The organism is Ruegeria sp. H9, from assembly GCF_056532915.1.
This window is the reverse complement of the sequence record NZ_JBQFNX010000002.1, coordinates 158,600-174,542: the sequence shown is the minus strand read 5'-3', so window position 1 is coordinate 174,542 and position 15,943 is coordinate 158,600. Positions and strand designations below refer to the sequence as shown.

The 15,943-nt window shown below is 57.2% G+C and carries 18 protein-coding genes; 7 read left to right on the top strand and 11 right to left on the bottom strand.

What is annotated here, in order from left to right:
* Positions 1-11: 11 nt before the first annotated feature.
* The 5 genes from fdh3B (at position 12) to ACR0CZ_RS09425 (ending at position 4,162) form a co-directional block, all read left to right on the top strand.
* Entirely contained in the window at positions 12-605 is a 594-nt protein-coding gene (fdh3B, locus tag ACR0CZ_RS09445) for a formate dehydrogenase FDH3 subunit beta (protein ID WP_037307340.1), read from the top strand.
* Positions 606-678: 73 nt separating this feature from the next.
* Positions 679-1,887, top strand: coding sequence for a formate dehydrogenase subunit gamma (locus ACR0CZ_RS09440; protein WP_480536958.1), 1,209 nt, complete (start codon positions 679-681; stop codon positions 1,885-1,887).
* A complete protein-coding gene (locus ACR0CZ_RS09435) occupies positions 1,888-3,150 on the top strand; it encodes a c-type cytochrome (protein WP_170393364.1) in 1,263 nt (420 codons plus the stop codon).
* Positions 3,151-3,163: 13 nt separating this feature from the next.
* Positions 3,164-3,289: a hypothetical protein gene (locus tag ACR0CZ_RS09430; RefSeq protein ID WP_255612119.1), complete on the top strand. Its 126-nt coding sequence runs from the start codon at positions 3,164-3,166 to the stop codon at positions 3,287-3,289.
* A complete protein-coding gene (locus ACR0CZ_RS09425) occupies positions 3,290-4,162 on the top strand; it encodes a helix-turn-helix transcriptional regulator (RefSeq protein WP_170393365.1) in 873 nt (290 codons plus the stop codon).
* Between the two features lie 39 nt (positions 4,163-4,201).
* Here the strand turns inward: ACR0CZ_RS09425 and ACR0CZ_RS09420 are convergent, their stop codons facing one another.
* The 10 genes from ACR0CZ_RS09420 to ACR0CZ_RS09375 all read right to left on the bottom strand — a co-directional run bounded on the left by ACR0CZ_RS09420 (position 4,202) and on the right by ACR0CZ_RS09375 (position 13,527).
* Complete coding sequence (locus tag ACR0CZ_RS09420; protein ID WP_170393366.1) at positions 4,202-5,017, bottom strand: substrate-binding domain-containing protein; 816 nt, start codon at positions 5,015-5,017, stop codon at positions 4,202-4,204.
* A gap of 22 nt (positions 5,018-5,039) precedes the next feature.
* Positions 5,040-5,774: an ATP-binding cassette domain-containing protein gene (locus tag ACR0CZ_RS09415; RefSeq protein WP_170393367.1), complete on the bottom strand. Its 735-nt coding sequence runs from the start codon at positions 5,772-5,774 to the stop codon at positions 5,040-5,042.
* Positions 5,767-6,480 carry an ABC transporter permease gene (locus tag ACR0CZ_RS09410; RefSeq protein WP_170393368.1) on the bottom strand — a complete coding sequence of 238 codons (714 nt, stop codon included), beginning with the start codon at positions 6,478-6,480 and terminating at the stop codon, positions 5,767-5,769. The genes ACR0CZ_RS09415 and ACR0CZ_RS09410 overlap by 8 nt, the downstream gene beginning before the upstream one ends.
* Positions 6,481-6,640: 160 nt before the next feature.
* Positions 6,641-7,630: an ABC transporter substrate-binding protein gene (locus tag ACR0CZ_RS09405; protein ID WP_170393369.1), complete on the bottom strand. Its 990-nt coding sequence runs from the start codon at positions 7,628-7,630 to the stop codon at positions 6,641-6,643.
* Positions 7,631-7,689: 59 nt separating this feature from the next.
* A complete protein-coding gene (locus tag ACR0CZ_RS09400) occupies positions 7,690-8,535 on the bottom strand; it encodes an ABC transporter permease (protein WP_170393370.1) in 846 nt (281 codons plus the stop codon).
* A complete protein-coding gene (locus ACR0CZ_RS09395; protein WP_170393372.1) occupies positions 8,532-9,449 on the bottom strand; it encodes an ABC transporter permease in 918 nt (305 codons plus the stop codon). Before ACR0CZ_RS09395 ends, ACR0CZ_RS09400 begins: the two co-directional genes overlap by 4 nt.
* A complete protein-coding gene (locus tag ACR0CZ_RS09390; protein ID WP_170393374.1) occupies positions 9,446-9,877 on the bottom strand; it encodes a GNAT family N-acetyltransferase in 432 nt (143 codons plus the stop codon). The genes ACR0CZ_RS09395 and ACR0CZ_RS09390 overlap by 4 nt, the downstream gene beginning before the upstream one ends.
* Positions 9,877-10,674, bottom strand: coding sequence for an ABC transporter ATP-binding protein (locus tag ACR0CZ_RS09385; protein ID WP_170393376.1), 798 nt, complete (start codon positions 10,672-10,674; stop codon positions 9,877-9,879). Before ACR0CZ_RS09385 ends, ACR0CZ_RS09390 begins: the two co-directional genes overlap by 1 nt.
* 55 nt (positions 10,675-10,729) lie before the next feature.
* Positions 10,730-12,184 carry a dihydropyrimidinase gene (hydA, locus tag ACR0CZ_RS09380; RefSeq protein ID WP_170393377.1) on the bottom strand — a complete coding sequence of 485 codons (1,455 nt, stop codon included), beginning with the start codon at positions 12,182-12,184 and terminating at the stop codon, positions 10,730-10,732.
* 92 nt (positions 12,185-12,276) lie between these two features.
* The gene (locus tag ACR0CZ_RS09375; RefSeq protein ID WP_170393713.1) at positions 12,277-13,527 is read right to left on the bottom strand and encodes a Zn-dependent hydrolase; all 1,251 of its coding nucleotides are present in this window, start codon (positions 13,525-13,527) and stop codon (positions 12,277-12,279) included.
* Between the two features lie 171 nt (positions 13,528-13,698).
* Here ACR0CZ_RS09375 and ACR0CZ_RS09370 point away from each other — a divergent pair, with 171 nt between their 5' ends.
* Both ACR0CZ_RS09370 and ACR0CZ_RS09365 read left to right on the top strand, forming a co-directional pair.
* Positions 13,699-14,307 (top strand): TetR family transcriptional regulator C-terminal domain-containing protein, encoded by a 609-nt coding sequence (locus ACR0CZ_RS09370; protein WP_170393378.1) that lies wholly within the window; start codon positions 13,699-13,701, stop codon positions 14,305-14,307.
* Positions 14,308-14,419: 112 nt separating this feature from the next.
* Positions 14,420-14,566: a hypothetical protein gene (locus ACR0CZ_RS09365; protein WP_480536959.1), complete on the top strand. Its 147-nt coding sequence runs from the start codon at positions 14,420-14,422 to the stop codon at positions 14,564-14,566.
* A gap of 50 nt (positions 14,567-14,616) precedes the next feature.
* On the opposite strand, the gene preA is transcribed toward ACR0CZ_RS09365, so the two are convergent.
* Positions 14,617-15,921 (bottom strand): NAD-dependent dihydropyrimidine dehydrogenase subunit PreA, encoded by a 1,305-nt coding sequence (gene preA, locus ACR0CZ_RS09360; protein ID WP_170393380.1) that lies wholly within the window; start codon positions 15,919-15,921, stop codon positions 14,617-14,619.
* Between the last annotated feature and the right edge of the window lie 22 nt (positions 15,922-15,943).

Below are 15,943 nucleotides of genomic sequence, written 5' to 3'. Positions count from 1 at the left end.
GGAGGACGATAATGGCTAGAGCAAAGTTTCTCTGCGACGCTGAACGCTGCATCGAGTGTAATGCCTGCGTAACCGCGTGTAAGAACGAGCACGAGGTGCCGTGGGGCATCAACCGCCGCAGGGTGGTGACGATCAATGACGGCAATCCGGGTGAACGCTCGATCTCGGTGGCCTGTATGCATTGTTCGGATGCGCCCTGCATGGCGGTGTGCCCGGTCGACTGCTTCTATCAGAACGAAGAAGGGGTCGTCCTGCACTCCAAGGACCTGTGCATTGGCTGCGGCTATTGCTTCTATGCGTGCCCCTTCGGCGCGCCGCAATACCCGCAGGCGGGCAACTTCGGATCGCGAGGCAAGATGGACAAATGTACCTTCTGTGCTGGCGGCCCCGAGGAAACGCACTCGACCGCAGAGTTCGCCAAATACGGACGCAACCGGATCGCAGAGGGCAAATTGCCCATCTGCGCCGAGATGTGTTCTACCAAGGCCCTGCTCGCCGGCGATGGCGACGTGGTCTCGGCTATTTACCGTGAGCGTGTCGTCGCGCGCGGATTTGGTTCGGGCGCTTGGGGTTGGGGCACGGCCTACGATCAGAAAGACGGCTGACCCCGTCTGCTAAAGCAAAACGGATGACCCGCAGATGTGGGTCATCCTGCATTGGATTTTTATTGAGGTTCCGATGTTGCGCTTATTCATCGCTTTCCTGCTTTCGCTAACGCTGACCCAAGTTGCGGGCGCTCAAACCAGTGAGGGGGCCGCCCCTGCGGATCCGACCGACCGGTCTACAACCGGCGGCGCGACCACGCTTGAGGACATTCTGGCCCGCCAGCGAGGCGAGAAGGTCGACAACAGCTACAGATCTGAAAACACCGGTCAGGGCAATGTTGAAGGCCTGCTGGGACAGTTCGGCACCCGCGGTGTTGCCTCTGACAGTGATGTCTACCGCGCGCTGCGTTACGGATCTGCGGGCGTCACCGTTTCTTCCCAGGGACCTGCGGACAGCGTGCTGATTCAAGACGGCGGCATGTGGTGGTTGAACTTCCGAACTGGCCCGTTGCGTGATTATGGAACCTACATTCTGGGCGGAATGCTTGCGATCATTGTGCTTTTCTTTCTGATCCGAGGAAAAATCCGCATCGACGGAGAAAAAACCGGCCGCACGGTCCTTCGTTTCAACAGTTTCGAACGTTTCGGTCACTGGCTCTTTGCCGGGTCGTTCCTTGTGCTCGGCATCACAGGCCTGCTGACCCTTTATGGCCGCGATTTCTTGATCCCGGTCTTTGGCAAAGAAGGGTTCGCCACTATCGCGCAAGGGTGCAAGTGGCTTCACAACAACCTCGCATGGGCCTTCATGCTGGGACTGATAATCATCACCATAAATTGGATTGCCCATAACATCCCCAACAAGACCGACCTGAAATGGTTGGCCGCCGGAGGGGGCTTGTTCACCAAAGACAGCCACCCACCAGCCAAGAAATTCAATGCGGGTCAAAAGATAATCTTCTGGGCTTGCATTCTACTGGGTGTCTCTATCAGCCTGTCAGGCCTGTCGCTGCTATTCCCGTTCGAGCTGCCGATGTTCGCCAAAACCTTCTCAATCGCCAATTCGACAGGTATTCCGCAGGCGTTGGGTCTGAACCTGCCAGTGCAGATGTCACCGCAGGAAGAGATGCAATATGCCCAAGTTTGGCATGTCATGGTCGCCTACGTGTTCATCGCCATCATCATCGCCCATATCTACCTTGGCTCGGTGGGCATGGAGGGTGCGTTTGACGCCATGGGCACCGGTGAAGTCGAAGAACAATGGGCACGCGAGCACCACTCGCTGTGGCTGGAAGAGGTGCAAGAAAAAGAGGCCGGCAAGGCAGCGGCCTCACCTGCAGAATAGATGCGCTGGCTCGCTCTTGCGCTTGTTTTGACCCCCCTGCCCGCCTGGTCCGAGTTTTTCACGCTCAAAGGCCATGGCGGGCCGATCATGGGGATCGCTTCGGCGCCGGATGGGCGTATCGCAACGGCCAGTTTCGACAATTCGGTCGGTCTCTGGACCGGACAGACACCGGAATGGCTGGAGGGGCACGAAGCGGCAGTGAACTCGGTCGTTTTCAATGGCACTGCAATCTATTCTGCCGGGGATGACTTTACCCTCCGCCGCTGGCCTGGAGGGGATGTTGTCGGGCAGCACGAAGGCAAGATTATCGGCATTGCAGCGTCGAAAACTCATATCGCGACGGCCAGCTGGGATGGCACCATCGGCCTGTGGCCGGTGGACGGGTCCGAGCCGACCCTGCTTGGGCCAATCGGCAGCGGGGTGAATGCAGTTGCTTTTACGCCGAACGGAAAGCAGCTTTATTCGGCAGGTGTCGACGGAGCGTTGCGTATCTGGGATGTCGCCAGCGGTCAGGAAACAAATCGCCTGATCGAGCATGGTTTTGGCATCAATGAATTGGTCCTGAACGCACAAGACAACTGGATCGCCTACGGTACCGTCGATGGAGTGACACGCATCCTGAGCCTCACCACCGAAGAAGAACATGACTTTACGTTGGATCGGCGCCCGATCCTCGCCATGGCATTGAGCCCCGATCGCAAGCTGTTGGCTGTCGGCGATGGTGAGGGCTTTATAATGGTCATCGACACGGCTGAATGGCGCATTGCACAAGATTTCCGTGCCACCTTGCGCGGTCCGGTTTGGGCGCTCGCTTTTTCTGCAGATGGTCAAAATCTTCACGCAGGCGGCATTGATGAGGCAATGTACAGCTGGCCCGTTTCAGCACTGGGCGATCGCGAACAGATGGCCGCTGCCGAACCCAGCTTTCTGAAAGACCCAAGCGAGATGGGCAACGGAGAACGGCAATTTGCGCGCAAATGTTCGATCTGTCACAGCCTGACGCCGGATGGGGGTCGACGTGCAGGCCCTACCTTGCACGACATCTTTGGGCGGAAAGCGGGCACATTGCCCGGTTATTTGTACTCGGATACGCTGCAAGACTCTGATATTATTTGGAATGAAGAGACAATAAATGCTCTTTTCGACGAAGGCCCGGACCACTACATTCCGGGGTCAAAGATGCCAATGCAGCGGATCACGCAAGCACAGGACCGGTTAGATCTGGTCGCGTTCCTGCGCAGCGCCACCGCACCGCAGGATTGAGCCGGAGGAGAACATGAAAGCCTTTCTGACCGCCGTCGCCGCGATGGTCGTGATCACTGTCGCCGCTCCTTACACGCTGGATCAATTCGGTTTCAGCGCCGCCGACAAGACGTCCGGTTCGGCTGTACGCCTCGACTGAATGCCGCAATACCTGACCACCCGCGAATTGGCGGATCTGCTGCGCATTGGTGAGCGGAAGGCCTATGATCTGGCATCTTCGGGCGAAATCCCCTGTGTACGCGCCATGGGCAAGCTGTTGTTCCCAAAAGCCGAGATCATAGCGTGGCTCAACGCCTCACGCTCTGGCCCCGATGTCGTCGAACCACCCCTGCCGCCGATCGTGGCAGGTAGCCACGATCCCCTGCTGGACTGGGCTTTGCGGGAAAGCGGCTCTGGGCTTGCAACTTACTATGATGGGTCTTTCGACGGGCTGAATCGTCTCGCGGAGCGCAGCGCACAGGCGGCGGCCTTGCATATCCACGAACCGGAAGGCTTCAACACTCAGACCCTGCGCGACACGATGGGCGAAGCACCTGTGATCCTCTACCAGATTGCCAACCGGCAGCGCGGCCTGTTGCTGGCACCCGGCACTTCGGACATCTCAGGGTTTCAGGATCTGAAAGGCAGACGGATCATTCTGCGGCAAGACAGCGCCGCCAGCCAGCGTCTGTTCGATGCACTGCTCGGCGCCCACGGTCTGGGTCGTGATGATCTGAACACCCTGCCTGTTTGCGCCCGCACCGAAGAAGAGCTGGCCACCGCCCTGCGTGACGGCAAGGCAGAGGTTGGTTTTGGCCTCGGTGCACTGGCGCGCCCGTACGGGCTGAGTTTCGTGCCCACCCATTCCGAGCGTCTGGACCTTGCAATCTGGCGCCGCGCCTTCTTCGAGGCCCCCATGCAGACGCTGACCCAGTTTTTGAAATCCGAGCGTTTTACCGAACGCGCTGATGAACTAGGCGGCTATGACCTCGCAAATCTGGGTCGGATCCACCACAACGGCACCAGTGGTTGATCTGTCGTCTATTCGCGGTTGCGTTAACCCAAGTCGAACTTACTGTGCGTTTGGAAAAAACAACTGCTCACCATCCAGCGTGTAAGACGCAATCGCCGCCTGTCCATCAGGGCCGATAAGCCAATCGATAAACCTTTGCCCGGCAGCGGCGCGAACGCCGGAGTGCTTTTCAGGGTTCACGAGGATTACACCATATTGGTTAAACAGGCGCGGATCGCCCTCGACCAAGACCTCCAGATTGCCCCGGTTTCCGAAGGATAACCAGGTTGCCCGGTCGGTCAGAGCATACGCGTCCATGCCGCTGGCCACGTTCAGCGTTGCCCCCATCCCCGATCCGGTCTCGCGATACCAAGTCCCCGACGCCTCCGTCGGGTCAACGCCGGTCGCCTCCCAATAGCGCATCTCGGCTTTGTGAGTGCCGCTGTCATCACCGCGCGAGGCAAACGGCAGTTTCGCTTCGGCCAAAGCGGTCAAAGCGGTTACAATGTCGTTGCCACCGGCAATTTCGGCTGGATCAGATTTTGGGCCAACCAATACAAAATCATTGTACATGACATCGAACCGTTCGACACCCCAACCGTCTGCTACAAACTGCTCTTCAGCGGGCTTGGAGTGAACCAGAAGAACATCGCCATCGCCGTTGATTGCGTTCCGGATCGCCTGACCGGTCCCGACGGCCACAACCCGTACATCGATACCTGTTTCAGCCTCAAACCCTGGCAGGATATAGTCCAGCAGACCCGAATTCTGCGTCGAGGTCGTGGATTGCACGACGATAAAGGGTTCTTCCGCCAAACCTGCGCCTGTGGTCAGTCCAAGCGCAACAATTGAAGCCCGAACAAAATCAGGGATCATTCGAAGTCTCCATCTCTGTTAATCAGGTTACCAGACCGCCAGCCAGATACCGGCGCGACTCGTTGCTTTTTGGGGTTTCCAGCACCTGCTGTGCCCCCCCATGTTCAACCACATGCCCTGCCTGCATCATCACGATGTCAGATGCCAGGCGCCGCGCCTGCCCGATGTCATGCGTCACCATCACGATGCGCACACCCCGGGCCGAGGCACGCAGGACCATCCGCTCGATCATCTGCATGGCGCTTGGATCCAATGCGCTGGTGGGTTCGTCCAGGAACAAGGTCTTGGGGTCTAAGGCCAACGCGCGCAGGATCGCCAACCTTTGCGCCTCGCCACCAGACAGCGAACGCGCGGACTGACGTGCCTTGCCATCCAGTCCACCTTCGGCCAGCAAAGCTTCGATACGTTGCTTGCGCAGGGCACGGGGCATCGATTTCCGCTTTAGCACAAAGTCCAGATTGGCCGCGACCGAGCGGCGCAGCAGCACGGGGCTTTGAAACACCATCGCCTGCCGCGCTTTGTGGGCTGCATTCAACACAACACCGTCCTGACAGACACGCCCGCTGTCGGGTTGAATCAGACCATGCAGACAACGCAGCAACAGACTTTTGCCAGCGCCGTTTGGACCCAAGATCAAGGTCGGACCCGGGCCATCCAGGCACAAATGCGGGACATCGAGCAGCACCTTGCCTTCGCGTGCAATGTGCAACCCGTGGACCTCCAACATGCCCGGCACCTCGGTTACGACATCACGCATGGCGCAGCCCTTCCCGCTCGACCCGCAGGGTCAATGCGCTGACCATCGCGTTTACCGCCACGGCCAAACCGATCAGGATCACACCCAAGGCCAGCGCCAGCGCCAAGTTCCCCTTCGAAGTCTCAAGCGCAATCGTGGTCGTCATCACCCGCGTCACGTGATTGATATTGCCGCCGACAATAATCACTGCGCCTACCTCGGCGATCGCCCGGCCAAACCCGGCCAGTAATGCGGTGACCAGAGCCAGACGCGCGTCCCACAACAGCACCGGGATCGAAGCCAACCGCGATACGCCGAGCGAGCGGAGTTGTTCAGAATACTCCTCGGCCAGCATCTCGACCACCTGCCGGGTAAGTGCGGCCATGATCGGCGTCACCAGCACCACCTGCGCTATGATCATTGCGGTGGGGGTGTAGAGAAGTTCCAGCACCCCCAGAGGACCGGATCGGGACAACATCAGGTAGACCAGCAAACCGACGACGACTGGTGGGAACCCCATCAGAGCGTTCACAAGGATAATCAGCGCCCGCCGTCCCGGAAACCGCGCGACGGCCAAAGCTGCCCCAATAGGCATCCCGATGACCGCCGAAATCAGAACAGCAAAGATCGAAACACGCAGCGACAACAACACAATTGCCCACAGCTCTGCATCCCCTTCGAGGATCAGCGAGAGCGCTTGGGTGAATTCTGATGCAAATCCCTGCATATCCTACCATTCATGCCGTATGCTGTGACAAAATGCTATAAATTACAGGAAATACTAAAGGTTCTGTCCAGCAAGTACAGGCACAAATTCGACATTCAAAACTAAGAACGCGGCCCCGTCAGGGCCGCGTTTGATTGGCACGTCTTTTGCTGTAGCTGGCTCAGTTCAGCGCAGCGTCGGTGATCTGATGTGTCCATGCCCCTTCAGGCTTTTTGGTGATAACCGGATCAGATCCGCCCGCCAGCAGGGTATCAACCGTGCGGTCGAAATCGGCTGGATCCAGCGCCCCGTTCGACCCTGCGGTCAGCTTGGCAATCTCGCCCATCATGCGCTTTTGATGCTCCTCGGTCTGGGCACCGGTCGCATCGTTTTCGAGAACGATCTCAGCGGCTTCATCCGGGTTCTCTTCGGCGTATTTCCAACCCTTCATCGAGGCACGGACAAACCGTTCCATCTTGTCGGTGAAGGCCGCATCGCTCAAATTTTCTTCAAGCACATATAAACCATCCTCAAGCGTGGCGACGCCCTGATCTTCGTATTTGAAGGTTACCAGTTCTTCGGGCGTGACACCGGCATCAATGACCTGCCAATACTCATTGTAGGTCATGGTGCTAATGCAATCGGCCTGACGCTGCAGCAGCGGGTCGACGTTAAAGCCTTGTTTCAGCACTTCGACACCGCTGTCGCTTTTGCCATCGGTACCGATTCCCAGCTGACTCATCCAGCTCATGAACGGGAATTCGTTGCCGAAGAACCAGACTCCCAGCGTGCGATTTTTGAGATCTTCAGGCGAGGCAATCCCCGCATCTTTCCAGCAGGTCAGCATCATGCCCGAGCTCTTGAAAGGCTGCGCGATGTTCACCAGAGGCAGACCCTTTTCGCGCGCGGCAAGTGCAGCCGGCATCCATTCCACCGTAACGTCTGCTCCACCACCTGCGATCACCTGTGTGGGCGCAATATCAGGACCACCGGGCAGAATGGTGACGTCCAGCCCCTCTTCTTCGTAGAACCCTTTGTCTTTTGCCACATAATAGCCCGCAAACTGCGCTTGCGTGACCCACTTCAATTGTAGTGTCACCTCATCCGCAGCAAGTGTCGCACTGGCTGCCAGGCTAAAGGCCGCAACCGCCCCACTGAGTAGCTTCTTCATCTTCATATCTCCTAGTTGCTTATGTTTGCCCCGTTTATGGGGTCTGTTGAGTTATTCCTTTATCCTCGCTGCGACGGATGCCAGAAGGTCACCGCCTTTTCGATCATCGCCACTACGCCATAGAAGGCCGTCCCCGCCAGCGCGGCCACTACAATCTCGGCCCACACCATATCAAGCGACAATTGCCCGACGCTGGTCGATATCCGAAAGCCCATGCCCAATGTGGGGGAGCCAAAGAACTCAGCCACGATAGCGCCGATCAGCGCCAGAGTGGTAGAAATCTTGAGCCCGTTGAAAATAAACGGCATCGCGGCGGGGAGGCGAAGTTTCAGGAAGCTCTGCCAATAGGTGGCGGCATAGGTCTCCATCAGATCGCGCTGCATCGTTGTGGCTTCGCGCAGCCCTGCCACCGTGTTCACCAGCATCGGGAAGAACACCATCACTACGACGACCGCCGCCTTGGAATGCCAGTCGAACCCGAACCACATCACTAAAATGGGTGCGGTGCCCACGATAGGCAGCGCTGCAACAAAGTTGCCGACGGGAAGAAGCCCGAGGCGCAGGAAATCCCATCTATCCACGGCAATTGCCATGAGAAAGGCCGAACCGCAGCCGATGATGTAGCCGCTGAGTGCTCCCTTGATGATCGTTTGAACAAAGTCAGCCCAAAGTGTTGGCAAACTATCCCAGAAACGGTCCCAGATGACTGATGGCGCGGGCAGAATGACCAAGGGCACTTCTAGTCCACGCACCACCAGTTCCCAGATGCCAATCACGGTCAGACCGAAGATCAGGGGCGCAAGAAACCGCACCATCCGCGTGTCAGAATAGGGTCCGCTGGCCAGACGGCTGTTCAACCACCAACCCAATAACCAGACAGCGATTGCACCAACAATAGGTATCATTGTGCCATCCCCATTCGTTTCAGGACGGTCCGCTCGATCAGCCCCAGCAACCCGACGAGACAGGCGGCGAGAATGGCCGCAGCAAACAGCGCCGACCAGATCTGTACCGTCTGGCCATAGTAGCTACCGGCCAGCAGCCGTGCACCCAACCCGGCAACAGCCCCGGTCGGCAGTTCTCCAACAATGGCCCCGACCAGCGAAGCAGCGACGCCAATTTTCAGCGATGTAAACAGATAGGGCATCGAGGCCGGCAGCCGCAGTTTCCAAAACCCCTGCGAACGGCTGGCATTGTAGGTTCGCAGCAAATCCAACTGCATAGCATCCGGGCTGCGCAGCCCTTTTACCATGCCTACGACGACGGGGAAGAAACTCAGATACGCCGAAATGATCGCCTTAGGAATGATCCCCTGAACCCCAACAGAATACAGAACAACGATAATCATCGGAGCCAGCGCAATGATAGGAATGGTCTGGCTGACGATCGCCCAGGGCATCACCGACAGATCCATCACCCGACTGTGCACGATCCCGACCGCCAGCAGGATGCCCAACCCGGTTCCGATAGCAAAACCCAGCATCGTAGCGCTCAGCGTGACCCAGCCATGATAAATCAGAGAGCGTTTCGAGGTGATTTTTTTCTCAATCGTGGTTTCCCACAGCTCAATCCCAACTTGATGCGGTGCAGGCAGCCGCGGGCGGTCCTGCTCCCATGTAGCTGGGATTGCAGACGCGTTGTTCAAGGCCAGACCGATCTCCCCCATGTCCCGGCGATCCTTGGCTGAAGGTGGTTGGACTTCAGCACCCGCGCGCTCCTGTTCAGTCAGAACCCCTTTGATATTCATAGGAATACAGGCCGCGTACCAGACAACGACAATGGCGGCGATCACGGTGAGGACTGCAATGATCTGCTTCATGCGTGCCACTCCATCCGAATGACAGGCACCGTGTCAGGTGGCACCGGAGGCTCTCTTCCCGTCTCAACAAAGCCCTCGCGCCGATAAAACCGTTGCGCGTCGACATTTGGCACATGTGTGGTCAGCCAAAGATGGTCGCGCCCCTCCTTCGCCTTATCCAGCAATTGCTTGCCGATGCCCTGCCCAGTGCGCAAACAATACAGCGCACCAACCTTATGTTCGACCGGATCGACAGACATATAGCAATCAATCGGATCACCTGCGATCCAGATGTCCCTGTTCGGAAACGCCTCAAGAATCAGATCCGCCAGCTTTTCTTCTGGCAATTCCTCGGGTATCCAATCGGTCTGGGCGGCCCAGGTCGCGATGATGCGCGCGCAATCCCCCACATCTTCGCGGGATGCCCGCCTGATGCCTTTATCCGCCATCACACATCATCCCCATGACCCGCTCGCAATCCTTCTCGCACGCGGTGGGCGACTTCGATAAACTCGGGCGTATCACGGATATCCAAAGGCCGCTCTTTCGGCAGAGGGCTATCGATCACATCCGTGATCCGGCCGGGCCGAGGGCTCATTACCACGATTTTGGTGCTGAGATACACCGCTTCGGGGATCGAATGTGTCACGAAACCGATGGTCTTCTCGGTGCGCGCCCATAATGCCAGAAGCTGTTCGTTCAGATGGTCGCGCACGATCTCATCGAGCGCACCGAACGGCTCGTCCATCAGCAGAATATCCGCATCAAATGCCAAGGCCCGCGCGATACTGGCCCGCTGTTGCATCCCGCCCGAGAGCTGCCAGGGGAACTTACCGCCAAATCCATCAAGATCAACAAGTTCCAGAACCTTTCTAACGCGTTCCTCCTGCTCGGAGGAGGAATAGCCCATGATCTCAAGCGGCAGCTTGATGTTCTTTGCAATGGTCCGCCACGGGTAGAGCCCGGCCGCCTGAAACACATACCCATAAGCGCGCTTTCGCCGTGCTTCGTCAGGCGTCATGCCATTCACGGTCAGGGTCCCGCCGGTCGGTGTTTCCAGCGCTGCGATACAGCGCAGGAACGTCGTCTTGCCGCAGCCCGAGGGGCCGATAAAACTAACGAACTCCCCCTTGCCAATCGACAAGTTCACATCTTTCAGCGCATGAATAGGCCCATCATTCGTCTGAAATGTAAGATCCAGCTGCCTTGCCTCAATAACGGGCTGAGTAGTATTTTCTGTATTCATTCGATTGCCTTGAAGAAGCTCAGACCCGGGTCGCCAGAAAGGCGACCCAAGGGGTTTATACACCCGTTGCCGGTATACCTGTCCGCTCAACAGGCCGGGGCGCTGTCAACTCTTTCCAGGTGCTCAGCGCCTTGTTCACATGGGTATTGGCCTCACGTGCCACGAACTTCCCGTGCCCTTCCTGAGTCTGAATCTCGCCATCATGTACGGCCACCGCCCCACGAGTTAGCGTGAACCGGGGCAACCCGCGCACTTCCTTGCCTTCGAACACGTTGTAATCGATCGACGACTGCTGCGTATCGGCCGAGATCACCTTGGCCTTATCCGGATCCCAAACCACCAGATCAGCATCCGCTCCCACGAGAACCGCACCTTTTTTCGGATAACAATTCAATATCTTGGCGATATTAGTTGAAGTCACGGCCACGAACTCATTCGGTGTCAACCTACCTGTGTTCACCCCATGCGTCCAAAGCATCGGCATCCGGTCCTCCAACCCGCCGGTGCCGTTCGGGATCTTGGTGAAATCCCCAACGCCATAGCGTTTCTGCTCGGTCGTAAAGGCACAGTGATCCGTGGCCACCACACTCAGTGTTCCGGATTGCAAACCGTTCCACAAGCTATCCTGATGCTGTTTGTTCCGGAACGGAGGGCTCATGACCCGCCGTGCCGCATGCTCCCAATCGTGGTGAAAGTATTCACTCTCATCCAATGTCAGGTGTTGGATCAAAGGTTCGCCCCAAACCCGTTTGCCCTGCATCTTGGCGCGTCGAATAGCCTCGTGCGCCTCCTCACAGGAAGTATGCACCACATAGAGCGGCACACCCGCCATATCCGCGATCATGATCGCGCGGTTGGTTGCCTCGCCTTCCACCTGTGGTGGGCGGGAATAGGCATGCGCCTCTGGCCCTGTGTTTCCTTCGGCCAACAACTTCGCGCTCAGTTCAGCGACCACATCGCCATTCTCGGCATGGACCATCGCGGTGCCACCCAACTCGGCCAGACGCTTGAACGAAGCAAACAGCTCATCGTCGTTCACCATCAGCGCGCCTTTATAGGCCATGAAATGCTTGAAGGTGTTGATGCCACGCGTCTCGATGACGGTTTTGATGTCATCAAACACCTGCTCGCCCCACCAGGTCACCGCCATATGGAACGAATAATCACAATTCGCGCGCGTTGACTTGTTGTCCCAACGCTTCAGGGCGTCCAACAGGCTTTCGCCCGGATTGGGCAACGCGAAATCCACAACCATAGTGGTCCCGCCTGCCAGCGCTGCGCGTGTTCCGCTTTCGAAATCATCGCTGGAATAGGTACCCATAAACGGCATTTCCAGATGTGTGTGCGGGTCGATCCCTCCGGGCATGACATAACAGCCCGATGCATCAAGTTCCTTATCACCTCGCAGGTCCGGCCCAATCTCAGTAATCACACCACCTTCGACCTTTACATCCGCCTTATAGGTCAGATCAGCGGTCACAACGGTTCCGTTCTTGATCACAGTGCTCATGTTAAACTCCCTGATGCGGTCTACGCCGCTTGCTTCATCTGGCTAAAAATATCCCGGGGGAGCCGCCCATCGGGCGACGGGGGCAGAGCCCCCTATTCCACAATCTCTGCTGTCTCAACGACCGCATGCAACAGAACATCCGCCCCAGCTGCAGCCCAATCCTTGCTGATCTCCTCAGCTTCATTATGGCTCAACCCATCAACGCATGGGCACATCACCATCGCTGTTGGCGCCACCCGGTTGATCCAGCAGGCATCATGACCGGCGCCCGAGATGATATCCGTATGCGAATACCCCAACCGCTCAGCCGCATCGCGCACCGCCGCCACGCAACCTTCATCAAACTTCACCGGATCAAAACCGCCCACTTTCTCGAATTCGATCTGCAGCCCCATCTCTTCGACGATATCTTCAGCTGCGACTCGCAGACGGTTCTCCATATCAGTGATAACGTCCAACTCGGGCGAGCGAAAATCGATCGTGAACACTGCCTTTCCGGGGATCACATTGCGTGAGTTCGGATAGACATCGATATGCCCCGCCGCACCCACGGCATGAGGTGCATGCGACCATGCAATCTCGTCCACTTTCTCAAGAATACGCGCCATCGCCAGCCCGGCATTCTTACGCATCGGCATCGGCGTAGACCCAGTATGCGCATCCTTGCCGGTCACGGTAACCTGGGTCCAGCTCAAACCCTGACCATGGGTAACAACGCCAATATCCTTACCCTCAGCTTCCAGAATCGGGCCCTGTTCAATGTGCAACTCAAAGAAAGCGTGCATCTTGCGCGCACCAACCTCTTCATCGCCGCGCCAACCGATGCGGTTCAGCTCATCTCCGAACTTCCTTCCTTCGGCATCCTCACGTGCATAAGCCCAGTCCTGAGTGTGCATTCCGGCAAACACCCCCGAAGACAACATCGCCGGGGCATACCGCGTCCCTTCTTCGTTGGTCCAATTGGTGGCCACAATAGGGTGCTTGGTCTTGATGCCCAGGTCATTCAGCGTGCGAATGATCTCCAGCCCACCAAGCACGCCAAGAACGCCATCATACTTGCCACCTGTGGGCTGCGTATCCAAATGCGACCCTACATAAACCGGCAGTGCCTCGGGGTCCGCTCCCTCTCGTCGGGCAAACATGTTGCCCATCTGGTCCAGCCCCATCGAGCAACCGGCATCCTCGCACCATTTCTGAAACAACGCGCGCCCTTCGGCGTCCTCGTCCGTTAGCGTCTGACGGTTGTTGCCACCCGCGACGCCTGGGCCGATCTTGGCCATCTCCATCAGGCTGTCCCATAACCTGTCGCCATTGATCCTGAGATTCTGCGCCGGAGCTGCCATCATGTTCTTCCCTGTTGCTTGCGATTTGGCTCGCTTTTGGTGTCTTGATTTGACCATCTGGTCAAACTCACGCTATCACGGGTTCGACATCAGTCAAGAAATTGCAGTGGCCTGCCGGAATTTTCGACATAATTGACGCCCAACTGGCCGAAAAAAGGACAACAGGTGAACATGCCCAAAGACCGCGCCCCAACCCGGATTCAGCAAAAGAACCGAGCAGCGATTCTCGAGGCGGCCCTGAATGTGTTCTCAGCCCACGGTTTTCGCGGCGCAACCGTCGACCAAATTGCAGCCGAGGCGGGGCTGAGCAAGCCCAACCTGCTCTATTATTTTCCATCGAAAGAAGCGATCCATACAGCCCTGTTGTCGGGTCTGCTTGAAGTCTGGCTCGCTCCCCTGCACGCGTTGAATGAGGATGGCGACCCGCTGGAAGAAATACTGTCTTATATCCAACGCAAACTTGAGATGAGCCGCGACCTGCCGCGCGAGAGCCGCCTCTTTGCCAATGAACTTGTTCAGGGCGCGCCGCGCATTCATGAAGCTTTGTCCAGCGATCTCAAAAAACTGGTCGATGAAAAAACCACGATTCTGACAAGCTGGATGGCTCAGGGCAAAATTGCACGAGTCCATCCCTATCATCTGATTTTCTCGATCTGGGCACTGACACAGCATTATGCGGATTTCGATGTTCAAGTCCGGGCAATTCTTGGGGAAGAAGACCCATTCGAAGGCGCAGTTCCGTTCGTGGAAACGCTCTATCGAAAACTGCTTACACCTTAAGAGACACTTAACCCTATTGAGAAAAGCTCGGAGCATGATGACGTATCGCTCAGATCCCGAGCCTTGGATCACCCAGCTTTTCTCGTCCCGATCTGCTCGAACGGGAGCTGTTGTGCGACGCTTAGTTGCTTGGGTCGAACGCGAGGTTGGTCACGCGGCTTTTCAGGCTGAAGTGAAACGGCGCGGATACCATTTGATCCGCACCGCCAATCAACATGTCATCATCTGCCACAACGGACCCATCGACATTCTGTTCTGAGAAAATTCGCCGAATTTTCTCCGCCAAGATTTTTGACGAAATATCTCTGACTACTCCGCCGCTTTCGCCATGGGGTTGTTGGGGTGTGTCGTCCAATTGGCATATTCAGGATCAACGACCTTGCCTGTGCGCGGATCAACCGCTCCGGCGGCCATCGGCTCCATGGAAATACACCCCTCTACAGGGCACACATCCACGCAAAGATTGCAGGCCACGCATTCCTCGTCGATAACCTCGAACACCCGATCCGCCGACATCGAAATCGCCTGATGGCTGGTATCTTCACAGGCTGCAAAACAGCGACCGCATTTGATGCACTGATCCTGATCGATCTTCGCTTTGGCGATGTAGTTGAGGTTCAGATATTGCCAATCCGTCACATTGGGCACTGCGCGTCCGATCACTTCGTCGATATTGGCATAGCCTTTCTCATCCATCCATTCTGATAAGCCAGCCGTCAATTCATCGATGATTTTGAACCCATAGGTCATCGCTGCAGTGCAGACCTGAACATTGCCGCAACCCAGCGAGATAAACTCTGCTGCATCGCGCCAAGTGGTGACGCCACCGATGCCTGAGATCGGTAGCCCATGCGTGGCTTCAGCCCGCGCAATCTCGGACACCATCGACAACGCGATTGGTTTCACCGCCGGTCCGCAGTAGCCACCATGGCTGCCTTTACCGTCAATCGAGGGTTCGGGGCTGAACGTGTCCAGATTGACACTGGTGATCGAGTTGATCGTATTGATCAGCGATACCGCATCCGCGCCCCCATTCTTCGCCGCCGCCGCAGGTTTGCGGATATCCGTAATGTTCGGCGTTAGCTTCACGATAACTGGGCGGTCGTAATACTGTTTGCACCAACGGGTCACCATTTCGATGTATTCCGGCACCTGCCCGACGGCAGACCCCATACCCCGCTCGCTCATCCCGTGCGGACAGCCAAAATTCAGCTCGATCCCGTCCGCACCGGTTTCAGCCACACGCGGCAGAATGGCCTTCCAAGCAGCCTCCTCACAGGGCACCATGATCGAGGCGATCAGGGCGCGATCTGGATAATCCGCCTTTACGCGGGCCATTTCCTCAAGGTTCACCTCAAGCGGCCGATCTGTGATCAGTTCGATGTTGTTGAGTCCCAACAACCGGCGGTCCGCGCCATAAATCGCGCCATAGCGTGGGCCGTTCACATTCACGACCGGAGGCCCCTCGGCCCCCAAGGTCTTCCACACTACGCCGCCCCATCCGGCCTCGAAGGCGCGGCGAACATTGTACTCCTTATCCGTCGGTGGCGCGGAGGCCAGCCAATACGGGTTCGGGCTAGATATTCCAAGAAAGTTTGATGTTAAATCAGCCATTTATCCGGCCTCCCTGATGCAG